Origin of the sequence: Stenotrophomonas sp. SXG-1, assembly GCF_014083965.1 — a bacterium.
Classification (GTDB): Bacteria; Pseudomonadota; Gammaproteobacteria; order Xanthomonadales; family Xanthomonadaceae; genus Stenotrophomonas; species Stenotrophomonas geniculata.
Map to the genome: position 1 here is coordinate 1,634,581 of NZ_CP046588.1, position 20,184 is coordinate 1,654,764.

Below are 20,184 nucleotides of genomic sequence, written 5' to 3' on the forward strand. Positions count from 1 at the left end.
GCGCTTCTAGCTGTTAGTTATTTGGATCAGGGCGGAGTAGCTTGTTGGCAATTAGTGGTGGCCTTAAGCGTGACCCTGGCATTATATGATCAGCAATTTTAGGGGGTCTTTTGAGCTATCCAGGTGAGGCGCTATTTATTAGATTCATGGAGATTGCAGAGCGGAATTTTATTCTTCCATTTGTGTCGCCTTGGAAGGTAAAGCGCGAAGGTCGGGCTGCCCTAGAGCTCCAGCGGGCTCAGATGTTGGCTTTGGCCCAAGCCGAGAAGGAAGTTGAGAAGATCCGATCCGGCGAACTGGTCTGGTCGCCGGATGCTCAGCGCTTGGAATCTCCGCGTTCGGTTGATGTTTCCCCTCAGGCCGTGATCGCGACCACTAGCGAGTCCACTGCTGGTCCCTTCACTAGCGTTGCACTCCGTATGCTACGGCGAGAGGTTAACGTCGCAAAAGCGATGGTTCGGGCAGGCGATATTCTGTTGAATGAGGGCGCAGCCGTCCCGGACGAAGAGCCGGACCCAGATTGGCTGGACCGCTGGCGAGAGAATGCGGCTGCGGTGTCTGCTGAAAAGATGCAGGAGCTGTGGGCGCAGGTTTTAGCCAGGGAAGTTAGATCGCCAGGTAGCCTGTCACTACGTGCGCTCGATTTGCTTCGTAACTTAGACAGTGGTGATGCACAGCTGATTGAGCGCTTGGCAGGTGTTGCCTTGCATAAGTCTTTTGTCTATTGCCCACCTATGCAGAATGGTGGTTTTTCCTCGGGTATATCCTATCGCGATGCTTTAGATCTGCAGGAGCTGGGTTTTCTAGGGGGCGTTGAAGCCCAAGGGCTCACTGTCACCTGGGATTCCGCAGCGACGACAGAGTTCTTGCTTGGAGTAACGTGTGGCGGGCACGGACTGGCCATCAAGGGCCCGAGTGCGGAAGCAAAAATTACACTGCCGGGCTACAAGGTGACTGGAGTAGGAAGACAGATCCTGCAGTTGGTTGAGGCCGCAGAGGTGGATGTTCCGTACTTGGAGGCGGTTGCAACGCACGTCAAATCTCAGGGCTTCGATGTTGAAATCGGTGAGGTGAAGTCTCGTGAAGCTGGCGTTATTGAGTTCATCAATTTGAGGCAGGTATGACCTCCGCAGGTGGCGCTTCGGGTGGCATCCATTGTTAGTGTATTGAAAACACAGGGAAAATTACGGATTGCAAATCCGTTTACAGCGGTTCGATTCCGCTTGAGGCCTCCAATTGAAAAGCCCTGACCTCGGTCAGGGCTTTTTGTTTGCCTGGATACCGGCACGCGCCCGGATCGATACCCGCTACAGCCGGGCCAGCGCCTGCACCGTGGCCTGCGTGAGCGGCTGGGGCAGAGCATCCAGCGCGAACCAGCCCAGCCCGGTCTGAACCCCCGGCTCTTGGATGGAGGCCTCGGCACCCGCAGCTGCCCGAGCCTCGAAGATCGGCGCGACCCAGTGCTGCGCGAGCGCAGGCTCGAAATGATCGGCCACGCACAGCAGGCGCAGCAGCGTCACTTCCAGCGCCGTTTCCTCGCGGATTTCGCGGACCACGGCGGCCTCCACCGTTTCCATCCAGTCGACTTTGCCGCCGGGCAGGCCCCAATGCCCGCGCTCCGGATCGCGTCCGCGCTGGATCAGCAGGATGCGGCCGTCGGCATCACGGACGACGGCGCCGCATCCAACGCGGGGAATCTGCAGCTCAGTCATGGCGGAGAAGGAGAATGAAAAAGGACGTTCCACATTCTTGCATGCACGCCGCATCAGTGGACCCGCGCTACGCTGGGCACCTGTGCATCAACAGCTTCACGAGGGTGTCGCATGCTTATCCGGCAACTCAGCGCTGAAGACGCCGAGATTCTCTGGCAAGCGCGGTTGCAGGCGCTTTGCGAGTCGCCTGCGGCGTTCCTGTCCACGCTGGCCGAGGCGCAGAATGACTCGGCGGAGGTGATGCGCGCCCAGCTTGCTGATCCCGGCACGCGCTACTTCGGCGCTTTCATCGACGGCATGCTTGCGGGCTTCCTGCGTTATGTACGCCCGATGCGAATGGCGCGACGGCATACGGCAAAAGTGCACAGTATCCACGTGGGCACCGACCATCGTGGCCAGGGTGTCGCCCGCCAGCTTCTTCTTGCAGCGTTCGCGGCTGCGCGCGCGGAAGGCATTGAATCGCTCTCCCTCACGGTGCTGGCGGACAATACTGCCGCGCGCGCTGTATGAATCGCTGGGCTTCAGCGCAATTGGCACAGAGCCGCGGGCAGTCAAACGCGCGGGCAGCTACGCGGTTATCGTCTCGTACTGGATCTCGCTGCACTGACGGTGAAATGTTGCCGCAGGCACGGTCATGTTTCCGTGGCACGATGAGGCTGGACACATGTTCCAGGAAGACAGGGCAATGCACGTTCAGGTATCCAGCAGGGAGCGCGTGGCGCCGGATCACCGTCACCAAGCGGAGGATCTGCTCCGCGAGGCGTTCCCGGACATGCAGGGCGACGGCTATGCCATCCCGGGGCCGGTCGCTCTGGTCCTGGCGATGGAAGGTGATCAGGTGGTCGCCCACCTCGCACTGTACGAACGCAACGTACTGCTGGACGGCGAGCCGGAACGCATAGGCTTGATCGGCGGCGTGGTGGTACGCGTTGACGTTCGCAGGAAGGGCATCGCGTCACGCTTGATCGAAGCTGCGCACGCCGAGTTGCGCCAACGCGGTATCGATTTCGCCGTGCTGTTCGCCCTGGATCATCGGCACTACGCCTCTGCGGGCTATGTGCCAATGCAGAACGAGACCTGCTTCATCGAAGACGGTCACGCGCGCCGTTTCGTCTATCGAGGCGGCATGGTGGCCGCGCTGGGGGAGCGCCGCTGGACCACGGCCTTGCTCGATCTGCAGGGCGAAACGGTCTAGAGAGCTAGACAGAAGCCCCCACGGGCGTCTCCGCGCGGAAGTTGCGCCCGACCGGTTCGCTTACGCCCAGGTAGTGGCGGAACAGGTAGATCAGCGGTTTCCAGTGCGCAACGTCGATGTGCTGGGTGCCCGCCACGGTGATCGCTTCGTGCGCATGCACGCAACGGATCCGTCCCTCAACGATCACGAAGCCCTGGCCGTCATCCTAGCCGGGCGGGTGCATCGCCATCACGCTGACTTCCACCTGCAGCGGGCACTCGGCAATCGCCTCTGGCGCGACGTGGGTGGAGGCGACTGCACTGAATCCACCCAGCGCGAACTTGTCGCGCACGTGCACGTAGCCCATCGCCTGTTTGGCAGTGGGCACCGGATCGCAGCCTGTCGCCCGCGCGATGGCCTCGACCTGTACGGCCTGCGCGGATGAGGGGAAGTTCAGTACACACTCGTTGCGCAACTGCAGGTTGCGATAGCCCTGACCCTGCACGCCGAGGCCCAGCACCACCCGGTTGCCCAAGGCCCAGAACGAAGACAACGGACTGATGTTGCTGCTGCCATCGTCGTTCAGCGTGGTCATCAGCAGCACCGGTGTGCCGGGATACAGGACCGAAGGGGTGATGCGGCGGCGGGGGATCGGAGCGGCTTTCACGGCAGGCCTTGTGCTATCGGGGTGTCCACTGTGCCGTGGCAGCGGGTGCCGATGCTTCGGCCTGCATCGAACTGTCGGCGCGCAACGGCGTGCCACAATGCGGGCATGGTCCACACCTCCGGTTCCCTTGTCAGCGTCGGTGCCCTGGTCGGTGACCAGGCGCGCGCGGCCATGCTGCTGCAGCTGATGGATGGGCGTGCGTATACCGCGACGGAGCTGGCTCGTGTGGCCGGAGTGACACCGCAGACGGCGAGCACGCATCTGCGCAGGCTGATTGAGGGCGATCTGCTGGTCGCCGTCGCGCAGGGGCGACACCGCTACCACCGGCTGGCCTCGCACGAGGTTGCCGACATGCTGGAGGGCATCCTGCGCGTTGCCGACCGCACGCCGTCCTGCACGGTTTCCGCATCACGCAGCATGCCGGCGTTGCGTCAGGCGCGGAGCTGCTATCGGCATCTGGCTGGCGTGCACGCAGTGGCGATCACCGACCGCTTGCTGGGGGCAGGACACCTGGTCCCGCACGAGGGGCATTGGCAGGTGAGTGTGGAGGGTGCAGCGTTCCTGCGGGAGCTTGGCCAGCCGCTGACTGAACTGTTGCGGCTTCCCGTGACGGTCAAGCCTGCACGCTATTGCCGAGGATGCCTGGATTGCACCGAGCGGCGCCCGCATCTGGCCGGGCTGGTCGGCGAGGCGATGCTGGACAGCTTCGTGAAGAACGATTGGCTTCGGCGGATTGAGGGCCGACGCGAACTGCGGCTGACGCAGCCGGGGCGCGAAGCACTGTGGAAGCGGTTCGGCCTGGCGACATAAGTGCCCTGCCAGTCTCATTCGCCCACGACATGGCAAGGCGCTATGGTCGAGTTCCAAGTCTTAGGGAGCTGCAATGGCGAGCAAGGACATGAACGATCGCGGCACGCTGGCGGTACGCCGGCAATGAGCAAATCTTCTGTGGAAGTACGTTGGCTGACGTTCCGGCTGATGAACGGCCAGTCGATTGGACCGGATCGACTGAAGGATGGATGGGTGATTGCTTCGGAGACCCGCCACTGCGGGGTGCGCCGCGAGTCCATCGAAGGCGCGGGCGTGGTTTACGCGCTGTATGCACCGGCCAACCTCGCCTCACCGCGGCGCGCGGAGATGCGCATGCGCGAATTCCTGATGAGCTCCGGCTACACCTTCACCATGGGCACGCTGGGCGGCTGACGCCGCCCGTTGGGATCACGGGCGCACGGTCAGTGCCTGGCCGAGCATGCCGATCGGACCGCGTGCATCGTGCAGCACGGTGCTGGTCAAGCCGAGACCCTGGTGGCCAAACGACACCGACGTGTCGATGCCCAGCCACTCGCCTTCGGGCATGCCGAACAGGTGCGCGGTCAGATCGAGGTTGGGGAAGGCGACCTCCTTCGGATCGGCGCGTACGGCCATGCCATTGGACAGATCGAACAGGGTGGCGGCACGGGCCAGTGGACTGACCGGCTCGCCGTCCAGCAGCGCATGCTTCGCGCGCGCCCAGTAGGTGGCACGGCCTGGCCCCTGATCGTGCCGGCGGATCTCCACGCTCTTGATGAATCCGCCTGGCCAGGCCGTACCTGGATCCCATGCGGGCATTGATTCCGGCGGTGCAATGGCAGCGATCGGCGTGCCGGCGATGGCCTGCGTATCGTTCGGGTGCATCAACCATGCACGCACGCGCAGCGCCGGGCGATCGTCATGACGCAGCGTAGCTTCGACCAGTTCGATGGTGCGACCAGCGCGCAGCACCTGTACGTCGGCCTCCATCGCTTCGATCGGAATGGTGCCGAGCAGTCCTTTGGGTGGGTCCCTGATGAACTGCGGCACACGCCGGCTCAGTGCTGGACCGTCTTCAACGCATCGACAATCTGTGATCCAGAGAAGCCACAATGCCCTTCGCCCACTGGCGGCAGCACGCGCGGCAATGGTCGCGCGCCAGCCCGTGCGGCCATCTGCGGATACACCGCCTGCATGTGCGGCACGATGGTGGGGTCGTTGTGGTTGAACTGGATCGCCAGCGGTCGCTTCACCGCGCCGGTCAATGCGAGCGCATTGCGGACATGCGCCTGCGCCGCAGGCACGGGATCGATGCGCTGCACGCCGGCATTGAACGCGGCGTCGTCACCGAATCCGCTGTACACCACACCAAGGTTGCCGACCGGCATGCCGCCGCTGCGCGTGGCCAGTTCATGCAGGACCAGCGCATGCAGGCTGATCGTGCCGGCCAGTGCATCAGCGGAGACCTGCAGCCGCTGCGCCAGCAACGCGGCGTGCAATGGATCGTGCTGCAGTGCATTGGCGATGCCCTGGTACAACTCGCCCTGTGGCAGCGCGGCGGCTTCGCGCGATGCCAACCCGGTGCCCGGCAGCCCCTTCGCCTTGGGGAAGAAATAATCGAACGCGACCAGCGTGGTCAGCAGGTCGGCCGCGATCTGTTCGCCACTGAGATTGGCACCGCACAGCGACACGCCACCGGCATAGTGCTGCGGGAAGCGCTCGAGGCTGCCAATGGTCACGGCACCGCCCATCGAGAATCCCAGCATCCAGGTGTGGCGCACATGCTTGAGTTCAGCCACTACCTGCTGGCGCAGGCGTTCCGTATCGGTAATCGCATCGGTCACTGCCCAGCCCTGGCTGGAGTATGCGCTCTGCGCGACGGCGTAACCGGCGCCCAGCAGCGCTGCCGTGCTGTCGTTGGCGGCCATCGGCGTGGTGCGCGGCACGCCCACGGGCTCATAGCCGTGGGCCAGCATCACCAGGTCGCCGTTCCAGTCTGCCGGTACATCCAACCGCCAGGGCGCGCCCTGCAGTTCGCCGCTGAGCATGCGTGCCGCCGTCGGCGGTGCAGCCAGCGATGTCATCCAGGGCAGCAGGCAGAGGGCAACAGTGCATCGAAGCAAGGGACGCATCGGGGTCATTCCATGCGGGAATGGCGCCGAGCATAGATGCCAACGAAACGTTGCGCGCGCTGCACTGCCGCAGGGGGTTGCGGGCCGAACAGGCGGCGCTCTACGCTAGCGGCATGGCCCTGCACAGCACCGCGTCGATTATCCGCATTCCTCACGGGAAGGCGGGGTAGCGCGCGGTCGTCACGGCCATGCAGCCCGCCCGGGAAGGCGGGCTGCACGCAGCGCTCTCCCGGGTAGATGAATCCACCCAGGAGAACGCAGATGCACGACTTTTCATCGAACGACCCTGCGCCGACCCTGCACCTGGTGTGCGGCAAGATCGGTGCCGGCAAATCCACCCTGTCTCAGCAGTTGGCATTGGCGCCGCGCCACGTATTGATCAGCGAAGACGCATGGCTGGCGGCGCTGTACCCGGGCGAAATCCATTCCATTGCCGACTATCTGCAGCGCGCAGCCACGTTGCGCACTGTGCTGGCCGATCATCTGCGCGCATTGCTGCAGGCGGGTGTTTCGGTGGTGCTCGATTTTCCATTCAATACGCCAGCCAGCCGCGCGTGGGCACGTGAAGTGTTCTCGCCGGCTGGCGCTGCACATCAACTGCATTTCCTCGATGTTGCCGACGACGTCTGCAAGGCGCGGCTGCGCGCGCGCAATGCACTCGGCGAGCATCCGTTCCAGGCCAGCGACGAGGAGTTCGCACAGATCACCCGCCACTTCGTGGCACCGGCCGCGGAAGAGGGCTTCGTGGTGATCCGCCATACGGCGTAGGACTGGGCGCGGTGCCGGTCAGGTCGCGGGCACCGGTCCACCGCATGCGACGCGATGCATCGGGAAGTCCATTGCCTGCTTCGGATTGTCCTGCGCGATCTCGATGCGCGCATGCGCGCGCTGGTCGTCGAGGCGCCGATAGTGGATACGCTGCGGGAAGTCGTTGGCGGGATTCTCGAACACGGCTTCATTGCCATCGACCCGGGTGGCGTTGAAGTCTGTGGCGTTCTGGCCAGAGGGCAGGGCGGTCAGCACCAGGCGTCCATCATCGTGCTGGCGCAGCTGCATGAACTCGAAGCCCACCGTGCGGCCATCCCGCAGGGTGCGGCTGCTGCCGAACAGGGTGTTTCCAGCCAGGATGGACCACTGCTCGCCGGCACCGGCCGGCTGGCCATCAAGCTGCCAGCAACCGGCCAGCCAGGCCAGGTGTTCGATCTTCGAGGGTGAGGCGGACAGTGCGTGCGGGGCCGCGAGCAGCAGCGGCAACAGGGCCAAGGCGATGCGGAGAGACATCGGTGCCTCCATGCGCGGGAATGTGCGGCCTGTATAGCGCCCGGGGGATCACGCGGCCAGTGCCGTCCCTTCCAGTGCTGATTCCGATACGATCTGTCGCATTGAGCCATTTTTGATTGACCCGGAGTCCCGCCATGGTCGACCGCCTCGCCATCCTTCTTGAACGCTTCGCGGTCACGGCTTCGGTGTTCCATGCCGGCGCGCTGTGCGGCATCAACACGCTGGAGGGTGAGGATGAGGCGGGTCAGTTGCACCTGGTGCGGCGCGGGCCGCTGCAGGTCAGTCACGGGCAGCAGACCGTGCAGGTCGAAGTGCCGAGCCTGCTGCTGTATCCGCGGCCGATGCCACATCGCTTCAGTACCGACCCGCAGCAGGGCGCCGACATGGCCTGCGCCAACCTGCATTTCGAGGGCGGACGGCTCAATCCGATCAGTGCTGCGCTGCCCGATTTCATCTGCTTGCCGCTGGCCGACCTGTATGGAGGCAATGCGGCGCTGGAACTGCTGTTCGAAGAGGCGTTCGAGCAGCGCTGCGGGCGGGCAGCGATGGTCAACCGGCTGTTCGAGGTGGTGATGATCCAGGTGCTGCGCCAGCTGATGGAAGGTGGCGAGATGCGCGGCGGCCTGTTCGCCGGGCTGGGTCATCCGCGGCTGCGGCTGGCATTGGTGGCGATGCATGAAGCGCCAGCACAGTCCTGGACCCTGGAAGACCTGGCCGAGGTCGCCGGCATGTCACGCAGCGTGTTCGCCGCCAGCTTTCGCGAGGCGATGGGCACCACGCCAGGCCAGTACCTGCAGGGGTGGCGGGTTGGGCTCGCGCAACAGGCGCTGCGGCAGGGGCGGCCGCTGAAGCGGATCGCCGACGAAGTGGGCTATGGCAGCGAAGCGGCGTTGTCGCGCGCGTTCAAGGCGCATACCGGGCAGTCGCCACGGGAATGGCGCGGGCAGGCGCGGGCCAGCGCGGCCTGATCGGTCAGCCCAGCGCCAGCCGGGCCAGCTTCATGCCACCAAACAGACCGGCCAGGCCCAGCGCCACCGAGCCACCGGCATACAGTGCCGCCAGCCCATGCTGGCCACGCTGCAGCAGCAGGCCGATCTCCAGCGCGTAGGTGGAAAACGTGGTGTAGCCGCCGAGGATGCCGGTGGCCAGCAGCAGGCGCAGCTGCGGCGAGGCGCCATTGCGCATGGCAAAGGCCTCGACCACCACGCCCATCAGCAGCGCACCGCTGATGTTGATCAGGAAGGTCGACCAGGGCCAGGGACTGCCGACCGCCACCCGCGCGCCGATCAGGTTGCAGGCGTGGCGCAGGCAGGCGCCGATGCCGCCGCCGACGAAGACCAGGAAATAATTGTTCAATGCTTGCATGGCGTGCCTCGAATGCGGGTTCGCAGGGTCAATGGCGAACGCCGAGGGCAGGCACGACCTGCCGTCGACGAACACCGGGTTCGTCCTGGCAGGAGCCATCAGCCTTCTCAGGCGGTTATCGGGGGAGCCCCATCCCCATCGCGGTCCATGCTACCAGCGGCGGTGCATTCACGTCATCGAGGTCGTCAGAACGCGAGCCACCTTGCTGCGGCTGAAGCCATCCATCAGCAGTTCGAACGCGAGCAGATCCAGCGCCGCATGGCGGCGGTGGTCGATCTCCAGCCCGTTCTCGGCCACCAGATGGCTGACCAGCTCGTAGGCGTCCTGCCAGACATCCAGATGGGCCTGGCTGGGGATGTAGGCACTGCCGGGCTCACCGACGCCGAGCCCGCTGACCCCGTACAGCAGCTCGCGGGCGTCCAGCTTGGCCGCATCTGCGATGCGGAACAGCTGTTCGGCTTTCACGTGCGAGGCGCTCACGTGATCGTTGAGCCAGTTGCTGATGGTTGCTGTCGTTGATTTGGCGGCGCGTGCCAGATCGGCCGGGCGTGGGTGCCCGGCTTTCTTCATGGCTGCCGCGAGTCGTTGGCCGAGAGTATTCATCTATGCAAGCCAGCTTAACGCGTGGATTGCGAAGACGCCTTGTCGCAAGAATCAGTCTGGTTAACAGAAGGACCGACCGTGACCGAATTCTGGAGCAAGCGGCAGGTGCGCACCCGGCTGGGATTCCGCACCGACGCCGAACTGGCACGCTTCTTTGGCATAAGCCGTTCCGCAGTGTCGCAATGGCCGAGGGACTTCCCGATTCCGGCCCTGCGGCAATACATCCTGCATCAGCGCTATCCGAACCTGTTCCCCACGACAGAAGCGTCGGCGGGCGAATCCATCTGACTTGCGCCGCCTTTTGTCGCATCTAGCACGCTAAGCGCCTTTTGCTAAGTATGCTTAGCAAAATAGGTAAGATCGATCGATCTGAGAATCACAATCGGCGCCATCTACTGGAGTTGTCGGTTCCTGAGTCCCGCTTACTGTCGGCTTCACCCCATCCGGGGGGGCCGGGTCCCCGTATGTAGTTTCGTGAACGATTAATAATTTCAATCACGAAAGTCGCTGCATGTAATTGACCTGTCGTGAAATCTATGACTAATTGGAGTCAACCAAGCGTGAAGCCTGGGAGTCTTTCAGTAGCACGCAAGTGAGTCGGTAGACCGTCAACAATGCAGAACAAGTCCAACGGAGGTCGTATGGAATACGGCATGCATGGCTTGGCTGAACGGGTACGCCGCGAACTGGAAGCCAGTTACCACAAACACGGATGCGGTCCGGCGTTCTGGGATACCTACCAGCAGGTGCTGGACCGTCTGGTCCCGCAGGGGACCGAGCGTACCGAAGTCACCAACGAAATGGCGCTGATCATCGAACAGCTGGGCATCGTCCGGCGTGCGCAGCTTGTGCCGCCGCACGCCAACGGGGCGCGTTGATTCAGAGCAGGCGCCAGGCGCCGCAGGCAAGCAGCGCCAGCAACAAGGACAGCAGGACCAGGGTCCGGGGTCGCCACAGGCGCTTCGGTTGTCCAGCCATCGCCTGCGGACTGCAGTAGCGCACCAGCCCCGGACCGAAACCGGCCCGGTGCTGTTGTTGTGCGCAGGCCTCCAGGCAGGCGCCGCAGGCCAGGCAATCGGCCTGCGGCCCCTGGCGGATGTCCAGCTGCATCGGGCAGGCGCTGACACAAGCAGCGCAGTCGATGCAGTCACCGAGGCGGTCGGCGCTGAAGGTCGGCATCGGTCCGGCCAGCAGCGGATGCGCGGCGCGGAATACGTAGTCCTGCGCAGTGGTCGGGTCGAGCAGGCCGCGGCCCCGGCCCAGTACTCCGCCAAGCCCGGACGGACGTGGCCCGCGCGGCTCACCGCGACGGGCGTCGTACAGCATGCGCGGTGTGTGCGGATCGGTCAGCAGCGGCTGCATGCGTGCGAACGGGCACAGCGAGCGGCAGACCTGCTCGCGCAGGAAACCGGCATTGCCCCAGGTCGCGGCTGCATAGAACAGCACCCAGAAGGTTTCCCAGCGGCTCCAGCCGGCGTGGGGCGCAGCGGTCACCAGTTCGGCGATGGGGCTGAACAGGCCGACGAAGGTAACGCCGGTCCACACGGATAGCAGTCCCCAGGCCAGCTGGGTGGCCGGGCGTACAGCAGGTGCAGGCAGCATGCGGGCCGCGCTGCGGGCGATCCCGTCGAAGGCGCGCCGCCACAGGGTCTGCGGGCAGGCATGGCCGCACCAGATGCGCCCGGCGAGGTGGGTAAGCAGCGCAAGGCCCACCGCCAGCACCGCCAGCAGTCCGATCAGCACGCCGGCGTCGCTGGGCCACAACGTCCAGCCAAACAGGTCGAATCGCCGCGCGTTGATGTCCAGCAACAGCGCCTGGCGACCCTCCCAGCGCAGCCACGGCAGTGCGTAGAACAGCGCCAGCAAGGCGGCGCTGAGCGTGCCGCGCCAGTGCCAGGGACGAGGGATCCGGGTGCAGGACGTACTCATCCCAGCGGCAGCTCGTCGTCGTCATCGCTCGGCATCGGCCGCTGCAGGTACCAGGTGACCGCGCTGGACAGTGCCGTCACCGACCAGAACATGAAGAATCCCGCCGTATAGCCCAGTTCGCGACTGATGGCCGTGCCCGGGAAACTGATGGCCTGCAGGCGCAACGGATCGACGAAGGCGAAGAACACCACGCTGGCAACGCCGGCGGCGATGAAGCTGGGCCAGAGGATGGCGCCCCACTGCTGGATCAGCCTCTGGCGGCGGTTGGGAGAAGGTCTGTTCATGCTGTCCCGGATCGAAAAGTGGGCGGCGCGTATACTTCGCCAAGGCTGGCGCGGCATCCGCAGGGCATGCTTCCTGCAAGCGTGCCAGCCTAGGTGCAGCGGACTGCGCCGACATTGATCTGGATCAACGGCGCTGCCGCCTGGGTGCGGCACACTGCCGGCACGCTTTGGGTACCCCGATGAACGCAACACCGCCGCCTGTCCTCCCCGTCGCCTCGCCCGGGTTGTGCACCGAGCAGGACGTGACCCGCCTGGTTCACGATTTCTATGCCCGCGTGCGTGAGGAAGAACGGCTGGGACCGGTGTTCGAGGCGCACGTCCACGATTGGCCTGAGCATCTGGCGCAGCTGGTCGACTTCTGGTCGGCGATGCTGCGCGGTACCCGCCGCTTCAAGGGCTCGCCGATGTCCAAGCACATGGCCATCGAGCTGGACAAGGACCTGTTCGACCGCTGGCTGGTGCTGTTCCGGATCACCACTGCCGAATGCAACAACCCGCCGATGCAGGAACTGGCCAACGACGTGGCCGCGCGCATCGGTGACACCTTCTGGAAGCGCTACCAGATGCTGCGCTGGCCGCAGGTGGGCCTGCCGGTGCTGGGGATCCCCGGCAAGGATTGATCTGGGTCAAGGCGGCGCAGGCCGCCCGGCGCGATGCTGGCGGCATGGACACGTTCTCTCCCGCCGCCGGTGGCCTGGCCTGGACCTTCGACCCCGACCTTCTGCGCCGGCACGACCGGCCGGGCCCGCGCTACACCTCGTATCCGACCGCGCCGCATTTCCATGATGGCTTCGACGCGCCGGCGCTGCGCCAGGCGATCTCCGACAGCAACCAGCTGGCCCGCGCGCTGTCGCTGTATGTGCATGTGCCGTTCTGTTCCAGCCCCTGCTTCTACTGCGGCTGCAACCGGGTGATCACCCGCGATCGCGGTCGTGGCCACAGTTACGTCTCGCGCGTGCTGGCCGAGGCCGACCTGTTGGCGCCGCAGTTCGATGACGGCCGCGAGGTGATCCAGCTGCACCTGGGCGGTGGTACGCCGAACTTCCTCGATGCCGAGGCGATGACCACGCTGGTGGAAGGGTTGCGCCGGCGCTTCGATTTCAGTGATTCGCCGCAGCGCGATTTCTCGATCGAACTCGATCCGCGCTTCATCGACACCCGCGACGTCGCCATGCTGGCGCGGCTGGGCTTCAACCGGGCCAGCCTCGGCGTGCAGGATTTCGACCCGCAGGTGCAGGAATCGATCAACCGCATACAGGGTGTGCAGCAGACGCTGGACATCCTGCGCGCCTGCCGCGACAGCGGCATGCGTTCGGTCAACGTCGACCTGATCTATGGCCTGCCGGGGCAGAGCCTGGAAGGATTCGGCCGCACCCTTGAACTGGTGCTGGCGCTGCGCCCGGATCGCCTGGCGGTGTATGGCTACGCGCATCTGCCGCATCTGTTCCGCGCGCAGAAGCAGATCGACGAAAGCCGCTTGCCTTCGCCGGAAGACAAGCTGGCGCTGCTGGGCCTTGCGGTGGAGAAGCTCTCCGCGGCTGGCTACCAGTACATCGGCATGGATCACTTCGCACTGCCGGAAGAGGATCTGTCGCGCGCACAGCGCGCCGGCCAGCTGCATCGCAACTTCATGGGCTATACCACCCACGCCGATACTGATCTGCTTGGCTTGGGCGTGAGTGCGATCAGCCACATCGGTGCCACCTACAGCCAGAATCCGCGCGATCTGCCGTCGTGGGAGGATGCGGTGGACCAAGGCCAGCTGCCGGTCTGGCGCGGCGTGGCGTTGAGTGCCGACGACCAGCTGCGTGCGGAACTGATCCAGCAGCTGATGTGCCAGGGCGAGGTGGATGGCGTGCTGCTGGGGCAGCGTCACGGTGTGGATTTCGAGCAGTACTTCGCCGAGGACCTGCGTTCGGTGCAGCGGCTGCAGGAAGACGGCCTGGCCGAATACCGCGATGGCGTGGTGCGTGCCAGCGAACCTGGGCGGCCATTGCTGCGGTTGCTGGCGATGTGCTTCGACCCGTACCTGCGTGCCGCACATGAGCAACCGCGCTACTCGCGGGCGATCTGAAGGCAGCGTGTGCTGCGCTCGCGTGGTGCCCGGAGCCGGAATCGAACCGGCATGGGGTTGCCCCCGGCGGATTTTAAGTCCGATGCGTCTACCAGTTTCGCCATCCGGGCCTGCAGCGCGGCGCCGATTGTAGCCCACCTGCGGTGCCGCGACCGGATTGCATCACGGCGGCGGCGTGCTTAACTGTCGATCGCATTCATGTCATAGTCCCTGCCATCGTTCCCAGGGGGGGAGCCACCTGATGTCGCTGCACGCGATTGCCTATGCCAGTGAGGCCCGCGCCGATCTGCAGACAACCGATCTTGACCGCCTGCTGGCCGACGCCACGGCATTCAATCGTGTAGCCGGTGTCACCGGTGTCCTGATGTTCGACGGAGCACGCTTCCTGCAGTATCTCGAGGGCCCGGAGGACGGCATCGATTCGGTGTTCCAGCGCATTCTCAACGCGCGCAGCCACGTGCAGCTGAAGGTGCTGTGCCGTGCACCCGTGGTGCAGCGCGCATTTCCGCGCTGGTCGATGGGCACGCGGCGGATCGAGCCGGAGCTGCTGGCGCAGATTGTCGATGCCGCGTGGCCCGGCTTCCTGCTTGGCAGCGGTGGATTCGAGCGCCTGCTGCAGGCCTGGACCGGCGCCGACGGTGAACTGGAACCGGCCGCGGTGGCGTTGGGGTCCTGAGCCCGCCTTGGCGGCAGGGCGCCGGGGCCGGTAGGCTGTAGCCTTTCTGGCGCAGGTTTCCCGGAGTGGTGCAGCAGATGAGTGTGTTGGCCGAAGCCATGGCAGCGTATGTGCGATCGCATCCGTTGCACGGGATGTGCCGATGAGTGCGCCGGTTGCGGCGGCCAGCGCCCCCCGGTTTGCGGTGATCGGCCTGGGTTATGTCGGCCTGCCTTTGGCGGTGGCGTTCGGACGGCAGTGGCCGACGTTGGGCTTCGATATCGATGCCGGTCGCATCGCCGAGCTGCACAGCGGCCAGGACCACACGCTGGAAATGGAAGCCGACGAGCTGGCCAGTGCGCAGCTTCTGCAGTACGGCAGCGATCCGGCATTGCTCGATGCCTGCAATGTCTACATCGTCACCGTGCCGACCCCGATCGATGCTTACGAGCAGCCTGACCTGGAGCCCCTGCGTTCGGCGACACGGCTGATTGCCAGTCATCTTCGCGCCGGCGATCTGGTGATCTACGAGTCCACGGTGTACCCCGGCACCACCGAGGAAGTGTGCGTGCCGCTGCTGGAACAGGGGTCGGGCCTGCGCTTCAACGAAGACTTCTATTGCGGCTACAGCCCGGAACGGGTCAGTCCCGGCGACCGCCAGCGGCGCCTGGCCGACATCCGCAAGATCACTTCCGGCTCGACACCGGAAGTCGCTGCGGTGATTGATGGTCTGTACCAGCGCATCATCGCCGCCGGTACGTTCCCGGCACCGTCGATGCGCGTGGCTGAAGCGGCCAAGGTGGTCGAGAACATCCAGCGCGACGTCAACATCGCGCTGGTCAACGAGCTTGCCCTGATATTCGATCGGCTCGGCATCGATACCCAGGACGTGCTCGACGCCGCCGGCAGCAAGTGGAATTTCCTGCCGTTCCGGCCGGGGCTGGTCGGCGGTCACTGCATCGGCGTCGATCCGTATTACCTGCTGCACAAGTCAGAGAGCGTGGGCTACCACCCGGACCTGATCCACACCGCACGGCAGGTCAACAACCGCGTCGGCGAGCACGTGGCCGCGCGGGTGCTGGCGATGCTGGCCGAGCGTGGCCGTGCGCCGGCGGACGCACGCATCCTGGTGCTGGGCGTGACCTTCAAGGAGGATTGCCCGGACCTGCGCAACAGCCGCGCGCTGGAACTGGCGCAACGGCTGCGCGATGCCGGCGCGCAGGTAGAGGTCAGCGACCCGTGGGTCGGCCCGGCGGCATTGACCGGCGAGGGCCTGGATTGGCTGGCCGAGCCCGGGGCAGGGCGCTATGACGCGGTGGTGCTGGCGGTGGCCCACGCCCGTTTCAAGGCGATGGATGAATCCGCAATCCGGGGGCTGTTGGCGCCGGGTGGCCTGGTCTACGACGTGAAATCGGCCTGGCCGCGCAACGTGGTTGACGATCGCTTGTAAGCCCGGGCAGTGAACGGCGCGGTAGACTCGGGGGCAGTTGCAACCGAGGAAAGCCATGCACCGGTATATCGTCTACCTGCTCGCCATCCTGATGTTCCCGATATGCCTGTGGCTGGCCACGATCTGGCCGGCCTGGTATTGGGGCGTCGGCCTGACTGCCGCGATGGTGGCGCTGGGGACCTGGGACCTGCTGCAGAAGCGCAGCACGCTGCGCCGCAATTATCCGGTGATGGCGCACTTCCGCTACGGGCTGGAATCGATCGGCCCGGAGATCCGCCAGTACTTCGTGCAGAGCGACCTGGAAGACGTGCCGTTCTCGCGCCAGCAGCGGGCACTGATCTACCAGCGCGCCAAGAACGAGATGGACACGGTGCCGTTCGGCACCCTGCGCAGCACCTATGCGGTGGACTACGAGTGGATCAATCATTCGCTGGCACCGACCGCCATCGCCAAGCATGACTTCCGCGTGTTGATCGGCCCGAACTGTGCCAAGCCCTATTCGGCCAGCGTGTTCAACATCTCGGCGATGAGCTTCGGTTCACTGTCGGCCAATGCCATCCGCGCGCTGAACGAAGGCGCGCGCCAGGGCGGCTTCTATCACGACACCGGCGAGGGTTCGATCTCGCCCTACCACCGCGAGATGGGCGGTGACCTGGTATGGGAGATCGGCTCGGGCTACTTCGGTTGCCGTGACGAGAAGGGCGGTTTCAGCGAGGAGCGCTTCGTTGCCAATGCCACCCATGATCAGGTCAAGATGATCGAGATCAAGCTGTCGCAGGGCGCCAAGCCCGGCCACGGTGGCGTGCTGCCGGCGCCGAAGGTGACCGCCGAGATCTCGGTGACGCGTGGCGTGCCGATGGGAGTGGACTGCGTGTCGCCGTCGCGTCACTCGGCGTTCTCGACGCCGGTTGAGCTGCTGCAGTTCGTCGCGCGCCTGCGCGAGCTGTCCGGTGGCAAGCCGGTCGGTTTCAAGCTGGCCATCGGCCACCCGTGGGAGTGGTTCGGCATTGCCAAGGCGATGCAGGAAACCGGGTTGCTGCCGGATTTCATCGTGGTCGATGGCGCCGAGGGCGGCACCGGTGCGGCACCGGCCGAGTTTGTCGACCATGTCGGCGTGCCGATGCACGAGGCGCTGCTGCTGGTGCACAACACCCTGGTCGGCCTCGATCTGCGCGATCGCATCCGCATTGGTGCGGCCGGCAAGATCACCAGTGCGTTCGACATCGCGCGCACCATCGCGCTGGGGGCCGACTGGTGCAATGCCGGCCGGGGCTTCATGTTCGCGCTGGGCTGCATCCAATCACTGAGCTGCCATACCGACAAGTGCCCGACCGGCATCGCGACCCAGGATCCCGCGCGCTGGAAGCATCTGGATGCACCGGACAAGGCCACCCGTGTGTACAGCTACCACGAGCACACGCTGCATGCCTTGAAGGAACTGTTGTGTGCCGCGGGCCTGAATGATCCAGCCGAACTGGGGCCGGAACACATCCTGCGCCGTGTTTCGCCGGTGGAGATCCGTTCGCTGGCCTCGCTGTACCGTTACCTGGAACCGGGCGAGCTGCTGCACAAGGTGCCGGACCATGCGGTGTTCCATGCGTTCTGGGCCGATGCGCGCAGCGATTCCTTCCAGCCGCCGCCGAAGATCCAGGCACTGCGTGCCAGCAAGTCGCGATAACGTGATGTTGTAGAACCGAGCCCATGCTCGGCTGCTTCTCGATCACGCATCGCGATGTTGGAACGAAGATCAGACGAGCATAGGCTCGGCTCTACAAGGAGATGCCATGCAGTTCAGGACCGGCACCATGGATGACGTGGCCATGTTGTGGGCGCTGCGCACGCGGTGCGTGCGGGAGACCTGCAGCAGTCATTACCCGCCTGAGGTCATTGCGCCCTGGTCTGCCTCGCCGCCACCGTCGCAGTACGCGCGGCTGTTGTCGCAGGGTGGCTGCGTGGTGGCCGAGGACGAGCAGGGCGGTCTGCTCGGCTTTGGCGTGTTCGATGCCGATGCCAATGAAGTCGATGCGTTGTTCGTCGATCCGGATCGTGGCGGCAAGGGCATCGGCCAGGCGCTGATGCAGCGCCTGCTGGCGATGGCCGATCCTGGGCGCGAGGTGGTGCTGTCAGCCTCGCTCAACGCCGTGCCGTTCTATCAGCGGCAGGGGTTCATCAGTGTGCGCGAAGAGGCCTACCCGCATCCCAGCGGCGTGGCGCTGGCTTCGGTGAGCATGCGCCGGCCGTGGTGAGTGCCCGTTTTCTGCGTTCTGTAGAGCCGAGCCCACGCTCGGCTGCTTTTGATTCAAGCCGAGCGTGGGCTCGGCTCTACAGGCAGCGCAGTCGAGCATGGCTCGACGCTACAAGGCAGGCGTCACCGCTCCGCCAGCCACCCGATCACGCCTTCCGCAGCGCGCAGGCCACTGGCGTAGCACGCGGTCAGCAGGTAGCCACCCGTCGGTGCCTCCCAGTCCAGCATCTCGCCGGCACAGAACACGCCGGGCACTGCCCGCAGCATCAGGCCATCATCCAGCGCACCCAAGCGCACGCCGCCGGCGGTGCTGATCACTTCGGCCATCGGCCGGGGACGCAGCAGGCGCAGCGGCAGGCGCTTGAGCGTAGCCGCCACGGCAGGCAGATCATTGCCCGCTTCTTTACCCAGAATCTCGAACACCAGCGCGGCTTTCACTGCATCCAGGCCGGCCTGGCGGCGCAGGTGCTCGCCGAAGCTGCGGCCCTTGCGCGGGCGTGACAGATCGGCCAGCAGGCGCGCCTCGTCACGGCCCGGCACCAGGTCCAGCCACAGCATCGCGTGGCCATCGCGGTTGATGGTCTCGCGCAGGTCCGCCGCCAACGCATAGATCAGGCTGCCTTCGATGCCGTACTCGCTGGCCACGCATTCGCCCTGCAGCGACTGTGGCTGTCCGGCCAGGTCGATCCAGTGCGCGACCACCGGCTTCAACGGCGCGCCGGCATTGCGCTGGGCGAAGAATGGGGTCCAATCCGCGTCGAAACCGCAGTTGGCCGACTGCAGCGGTGCGATGTCCACGCCATGGGCCTGCAGTGGCGCGACCCAGGCGCCGTCGCTGCCCAGCTGCGGCCAGCTGCCGCCGCCCATGGCCAGCAGGGTGGCATCGGCATGTACTTCAACGGCGCCGTCTTCGGTTTCAAAGCGCAATGCGCCTTCATCACTCCAGCCGATCCAGCGGTGGTTGGCGTGCAGGCGCACACCCTGCTCCTTCAACCGACGCACCCAGCCGCGCAGCAGCGGCGCTGCCTTGCGGTCGACCGGGAACACGCGGCCAGAGCTGCCCACGTAGGTCTCCACGCCGAAGCCGGCGGCCCAGTCACGCAGTGCCTGCGCGTCGAAGCCATCCAGCCAGCTGCCGACCACGGCAGCCTGCTCGCGGTAGCGGCTGTCGAACAGCGGGCGCGGATCGGAATGGGTCAGGTTGAGTCCGCCCTTGCCGGCGATCAGGAACTTGCGGCCGGGCGAACCCTTGGCTTCGTACAGGTCGACCTCCAGCCCAGCGGCGCGCAGGCGCTCGGCGGCGAACAGGCCGGCCGGGCCGCCGCCGATGACGGCGACCCGCTGGGGCAGTGCGGTATTACGGTTTGACATCGAGCAGCTCGACGTCGAACACCAGAGACGAGCCGGCCGGAATCGGGCCAACCCGGCGGTCGCCGTAGCCGTAGTCCGGTGGGATCATCAGCGTGCGCTTGCCGCCGACCTTCATGCCGGCCACGCCCTCATCCCAGCCGCGGATGACCTGGCCGGCGCCGAGTGCGAAGGTGAACGGCTCGCCACGGCTGACCGAGCTGTCGAAGGTCTTGCCGTGCTTGGTCTCGGTGCGGTTGTCATAGATCCAGCCGGTGTAGTGCACGGTGACCTTGTTGCCGGCAACGGCCTCGGTGCCGGTACCAGGGACGGTATCGATGCGCTCGAAGGTGGTCAGGGTGCCACCCGGCGGCGGGCCGGACGGTTCGGTCGAGCAGCCAACGGCGGCGAGGGACAGCAGCAGGGGAAGCAGCAGGCGGCGCATCGGGCGTCTCCGGAAGGGCGCAGGGCGAGGGC

25 protein-coding genes, 2 tRNA genes, 1 pseudogene and 1 riboswitch are annotated in these 20,184 nt (G+C 65.4%); of the genes and pseudogenes, 16 read left to right on the top strand and 12 right to left on the bottom strand.

All coding sequences use genetic code 11. The features are described 5' to 3' along the window. Positions 1 to 146: 146 nt before the first annotated feature. Both GOC52_RS07510 and GOC52_RS07515 read left to right on the top strand, forming a co-directional pair. A complete protein-coding gene (locus tag GOC52_RS07510; RefSeq protein ID WP_191851071.1) occupies positions 147 to 1,124 on the top strand; it encodes a DUF2806 domain-containing protein in 978 nt (325 codons plus the stop codon). A gap of 23 nt (positions 1,125 to 1,147) precedes the next feature. Next, a tRNA-Cys gene (locus tag GOC52_RS07515) sits at positions 1,148 to 1,235 on the top strand. Positions 1,236 to 1,307: 72 nt separating this feature from the next. On the opposite strand, the gene GOC52_RS07520 is transcribed toward GOC52_RS07515, so the two are convergent. Further along, positions 1,308 to 1,766, bottom strand: a complete 459-nt coding sequence (locus GOC52_RS07520; protein WP_029380061.1) for an NUDIX hydrolase — start codon at positions 1,764 to 1,766, stop codon at positions 1,308 to 1,310. A 57-nt stretch (positions 1,767 to 1,823) separates the two neighbouring features. On the opposite strand from GOC52_RS07520, the gene GOC52_RS07525 reads away from it, so the two are divergent. After that, on the top strand, positions 1,824 to 2,222 hold the full coding sequence (locus GOC52_RS07525) for a GNAT family N-acetyltransferase (protein WP_010486059.1): 399 nt from the start codon (positions 1,824 to 1,826) through the stop codon (positions 2,220 to 2,222). Between the two features lie 154 nt (positions 2,223 to 2,376). Beyond that, on the top strand, positions 2,377 to 2,907 hold the full coding sequence (locus tag GOC52_RS07530; RefSeq protein WP_224329178.1) for a GNAT family N-acetyltransferase: 531 nt from the start codon (positions 2,377 to 2,379) through the stop codon (positions 2,905 to 2,907). 4 nt (positions 2,908 to 2,911) lie between these two features. On the opposite strand, the pseudogene GOC52_RS07535 reads toward GOC52_RS07530, so the two are convergent. Further along, positions 2,912 to 3,553: pseudogene (locus GOC52_RS07535) on the bottom strand (flavin reductase family protein). A 105-nt stretch (positions 3,554 to 3,658) separates the two neighbouring features. On the opposite strand from GOC52_RS07535, the gene GOC52_RS07540 reads away from it, so the two are divergent. Both GOC52_RS07540 and GOC52_RS07545 read left to right on the top strand, forming a co-directional pair. Continuing rightward, positions 3,659 to 4,363 (top strand): ArsR/SmtB family transcription factor, encoded by a 705-nt coding sequence (locus tag GOC52_RS07540; RefSeq protein ID WP_010486056.1) that lies wholly within the window; start codon positions 3,659 to 3,661, stop codon positions 4,361 to 4,363. Between the two features lie 123 nt (positions 4,364 to 4,486). Beyond that, positions 4,487 to 4,756 (top strand): hypothetical protein, encoded by a 270-nt coding sequence (locus tag GOC52_RS07545; RefSeq protein ID WP_029380059.1) that lies wholly within the window; start codon positions 4,487 to 4,489, stop codon positions 4,754 to 4,756. A gap of 15 nt (positions 4,757 to 4,771) precedes the next feature. Here the strand turns inward: GOC52_RS07545 and GOC52_RS07550 are convergent, their stop codons facing one another. Next, positions 4,772 to 5,392, bottom strand: a complete 621-nt coding sequence (locus tag GOC52_RS07550; protein WP_010486053.1) for a thioesterase family protein — start codon at positions 5,390 to 5,392, stop codon at positions 4,772 to 4,774. Between the two features lie 8 nt (positions 5,393 to 5,400). After that, a complete protein-coding gene (locus GOC52_RS07555; protein WP_029380058.1) occupies positions 5,401 to 6,474 on the bottom strand; it encodes an alpha/beta hydrolase family protein in 1,074 nt (357 codons plus the stop codon). A gap of 261 nt (positions 6,475 to 6,735) precedes the next feature. Here GOC52_RS07555 and GOC52_RS07560 point away from each other — a divergent pair, with 261 nt between their 5' ends. Next, positions 6,736 to 7,242 carry an AAA family ATPase gene (locus GOC52_RS07560; protein ID WP_010486051.1) on the top strand — a complete coding sequence of 169 codons (507 nt, stop codon included), beginning with the start codon at positions 6,736 to 6,738 and terminating at the stop codon, positions 7,240 to 7,242. A gap of 18 nt (positions 7,243 to 7,260) precedes the next feature. Here GOC52_RS07560 and GOC52_RS07565 read toward each other — a convergent pair whose 3' ends face one another. Beyond that, on the bottom strand, positions 7,261 to 7,755 hold the full coding sequence (locus GOC52_RS07565) for a DUF6265 family protein (RefSeq protein WP_010486050.1): 495 nt from the start codon (positions 7,753 to 7,755) through the stop codon (positions 7,261 to 7,263). Between the two features lie 134 nt (positions 7,756 to 7,889). Between GOC52_RS07565 and GOC52_RS07570 the strand changes: the two genes are divergently transcribed. Further along, a complete protein-coding gene (locus tag GOC52_RS07570; RefSeq protein ID WP_010486049.1) occupies positions 7,890 to 8,723 on the top strand; it encodes an AraC family transcriptional regulator in 834 nt (277 codons plus the stop codon). 4 nt (positions 8,724 to 8,727) lie between these two features. Here the strand turns inward: GOC52_RS07570 and crcB are convergent, their stop codons facing one another. Continuing rightward, complete coding sequence (gene crcB, locus GOC52_RS07575; protein ID WP_010486048.1) at positions 8,728 to 9,120, bottom strand: fluoride efflux transporter CrcB; 393 nt, start codon at positions 9,118 to 9,120, stop codon at positions 8,728 to 8,730. An 82-nt stretch (positions 9,121 to 9,202) separates the two neighbouring features. Continuing rightward, positions 9,203 to 9,266, bottom strand: a riboswitch (Fluoride riboswitch). A gap of 22 nt (positions 9,267 to 9,288) precedes the next feature. Beyond that, positions 9,289 to 9,690, bottom strand: coding sequence for a transcriptional regulator (locus GOC52_RS07580; protein WP_010486043.1), 402 nt, complete (start codon positions 9,688 to 9,690; stop codon positions 9,289 to 9,291). 111 nt (positions 9,691 to 9,801) lie between these two features. Here GOC52_RS07580 and GOC52_RS07585 point away from each other — a divergent pair, with 111 nt between their 5' ends. Both GOC52_RS07585 and GOC52_RS07590 read left to right on the top strand, forming a co-directional pair. After that, positions 9,802 to 10,011, top strand: coding sequence for a helix-turn-helix domain-containing protein (locus GOC52_RS07585; protein WP_010486042.1), 210 nt, complete (start codon positions 9,802 to 9,804; stop codon positions 10,009 to 10,011). A gap of 353 nt (positions 10,012 to 10,364) precedes the next feature. Then, the gene (locus GOC52_RS07590) at positions 10,365 to 10,601 is read left to right on the top strand and encodes a hypothetical protein (RefSeq protein ID WP_010486041.1); all 237 of its coding nucleotides are present in this window, start codon (positions 10,365 to 10,367) and stop codon (positions 10,599 to 10,601) included. Between the two features lies 1 nt (position 10,602). Here GOC52_RS07590 and GOC52_RS07595 read toward each other — a convergent pair whose 3' ends face one another. Both GOC52_RS07595 and GOC52_RS07600 read right to left on the bottom strand, forming a co-directional pair. Beyond that, positions 10,603 to 11,652, bottom strand: coding sequence for a 4Fe-4S dicluster domain-containing protein (locus GOC52_RS07595; RefSeq protein WP_191851073.1), 1,050 nt, complete (start codon positions 11,650 to 11,652; stop codon positions 10,603 to 10,605). Continuing rightward, positions 11,649 to 11,936 carry a hypothetical protein gene (locus GOC52_RS07600; protein ID WP_010486039.1) on the bottom strand — a complete coding sequence of 96 codons (288 nt, stop codon included), beginning with the start codon at positions 11,934 to 11,936 and terminating at the stop codon, positions 11,649 to 11,651. Before GOC52_RS07600 ends, GOC52_RS07595 begins: the two co-directional genes overlap by 4 nt. A gap of 179 nt (positions 11,937 to 12,115) precedes the next feature. Between GOC52_RS07600 and GOC52_RS07605 the strand changes: the two genes are divergently transcribed. Together GOC52_RS07605 and hemN are read left to right on the top strand one after the other, a co-directional pair. Next, entirely contained in the window at positions 12,116 to 12,556 is a 441-nt protein-coding gene (locus GOC52_RS07605; RefSeq protein ID WP_029380056.1) for a group III truncated hemoglobin, read from the top strand. Positions 12,557 to 12,600: 44 nt separating this feature from the next. After that, positions 12,601 to 14,010 carry an oxygen-independent coproporphyrinogen III oxidase gene (gene hemN / locus GOC52_RS07610; protein ID WP_049436603.1) on the top strand — a complete coding sequence of 470 codons (1,410 nt, stop codon included), beginning with the start codon at positions 12,601 to 12,603 and terminating at the stop codon, positions 14,008 to 14,010. 23 nt (positions 14,011 to 14,033) lie between these two features. On the opposite strand, the gene GOC52_RS07615 is transcribed toward hemN, so the two are convergent. Beyond that, positions 14,034 to 14,120: transfer RNA gene (locus tag GOC52_RS07615), tRNA-Leu, on the bottom strand. A gap of 131 nt (positions 14,121 to 14,251) precedes the next feature. Between GOC52_RS07615 and GOC52_RS07620 the strand changes: the two genes are divergently transcribed. The 4 genes from GOC52_RS07620 (at position 14,252) to GOC52_RS07635 (ending at position 18,361) form a co-directional block, all read left to right on the top strand. After that, positions 14,252 to 14,686 carry a BLUF domain-containing protein gene (locus GOC52_RS07620; RefSeq protein ID WP_010486035.1) on the top strand — a complete coding sequence of 145 codons (435 nt, stop codon included), beginning with the start codon at positions 14,252 to 14,254 and terminating at the stop codon, positions 14,684 to 14,686. A 142-nt stretch (positions 14,687 to 14,828) separates the two neighbouring features. Then, a complete protein-coding gene (locus GOC52_RS07625; RefSeq protein ID WP_191851075.1) occupies positions 14,829 to 16,115 on the top strand; it encodes a nucleotide sugar dehydrogenase in 1,287 nt (428 codons plus the stop codon). A 55-nt stretch (positions 16,116 to 16,170) separates the two neighbouring features. Next, positions 16,171 to 17,793: an FMN-binding glutamate synthase family protein gene (locus tag GOC52_RS07630; protein ID WP_043402155.1), complete on the top strand. Its 1,623-nt coding sequence runs from the start codon at positions 16,171 to 16,173 to the stop codon at positions 17,791 to 17,793. 106 nt (positions 17,794 to 17,899) lie between these two features. Next, on the top strand, positions 17,900 to 18,361 hold the full coding sequence (locus GOC52_RS07635; protein WP_191851078.1) for a GNAT family N-acetyltransferase: 462 nt from the start codon (positions 17,900 to 17,902) through the stop codon (positions 18,359 to 18,361). Between the two features lie 122 nt (positions 18,362 to 18,483). On the opposite strand, the gene GOC52_RS07640 is transcribed toward GOC52_RS07635, so the two are convergent. After that, complete coding sequence (locus GOC52_RS07640) at positions 18,484 to 19,731, bottom strand: TIGR03862 family flavoprotein (RefSeq protein WP_191851080.1); 1,248 nt, start codon at positions 19,729 to 19,731, stop codon at positions 18,484 to 18,486. After that, the gene (locus GOC52_RS07645) at positions 19,718 to 20,152 is read right to left on the bottom strand and encodes an FKBP-type peptidyl-prolyl cis-trans isomerase (protein ID WP_004152813.1); all 435 of its coding nucleotides are present in this window, start codon (positions 20,150 to 20,152) and stop codon (positions 19,718 to 19,720) included. Before GOC52_RS07645 ends, GOC52_RS07640 begins: the two co-directional genes overlap by 14 nt. Positions 20,153 to 20,184 lie beyond the last annotated feature (32 nt).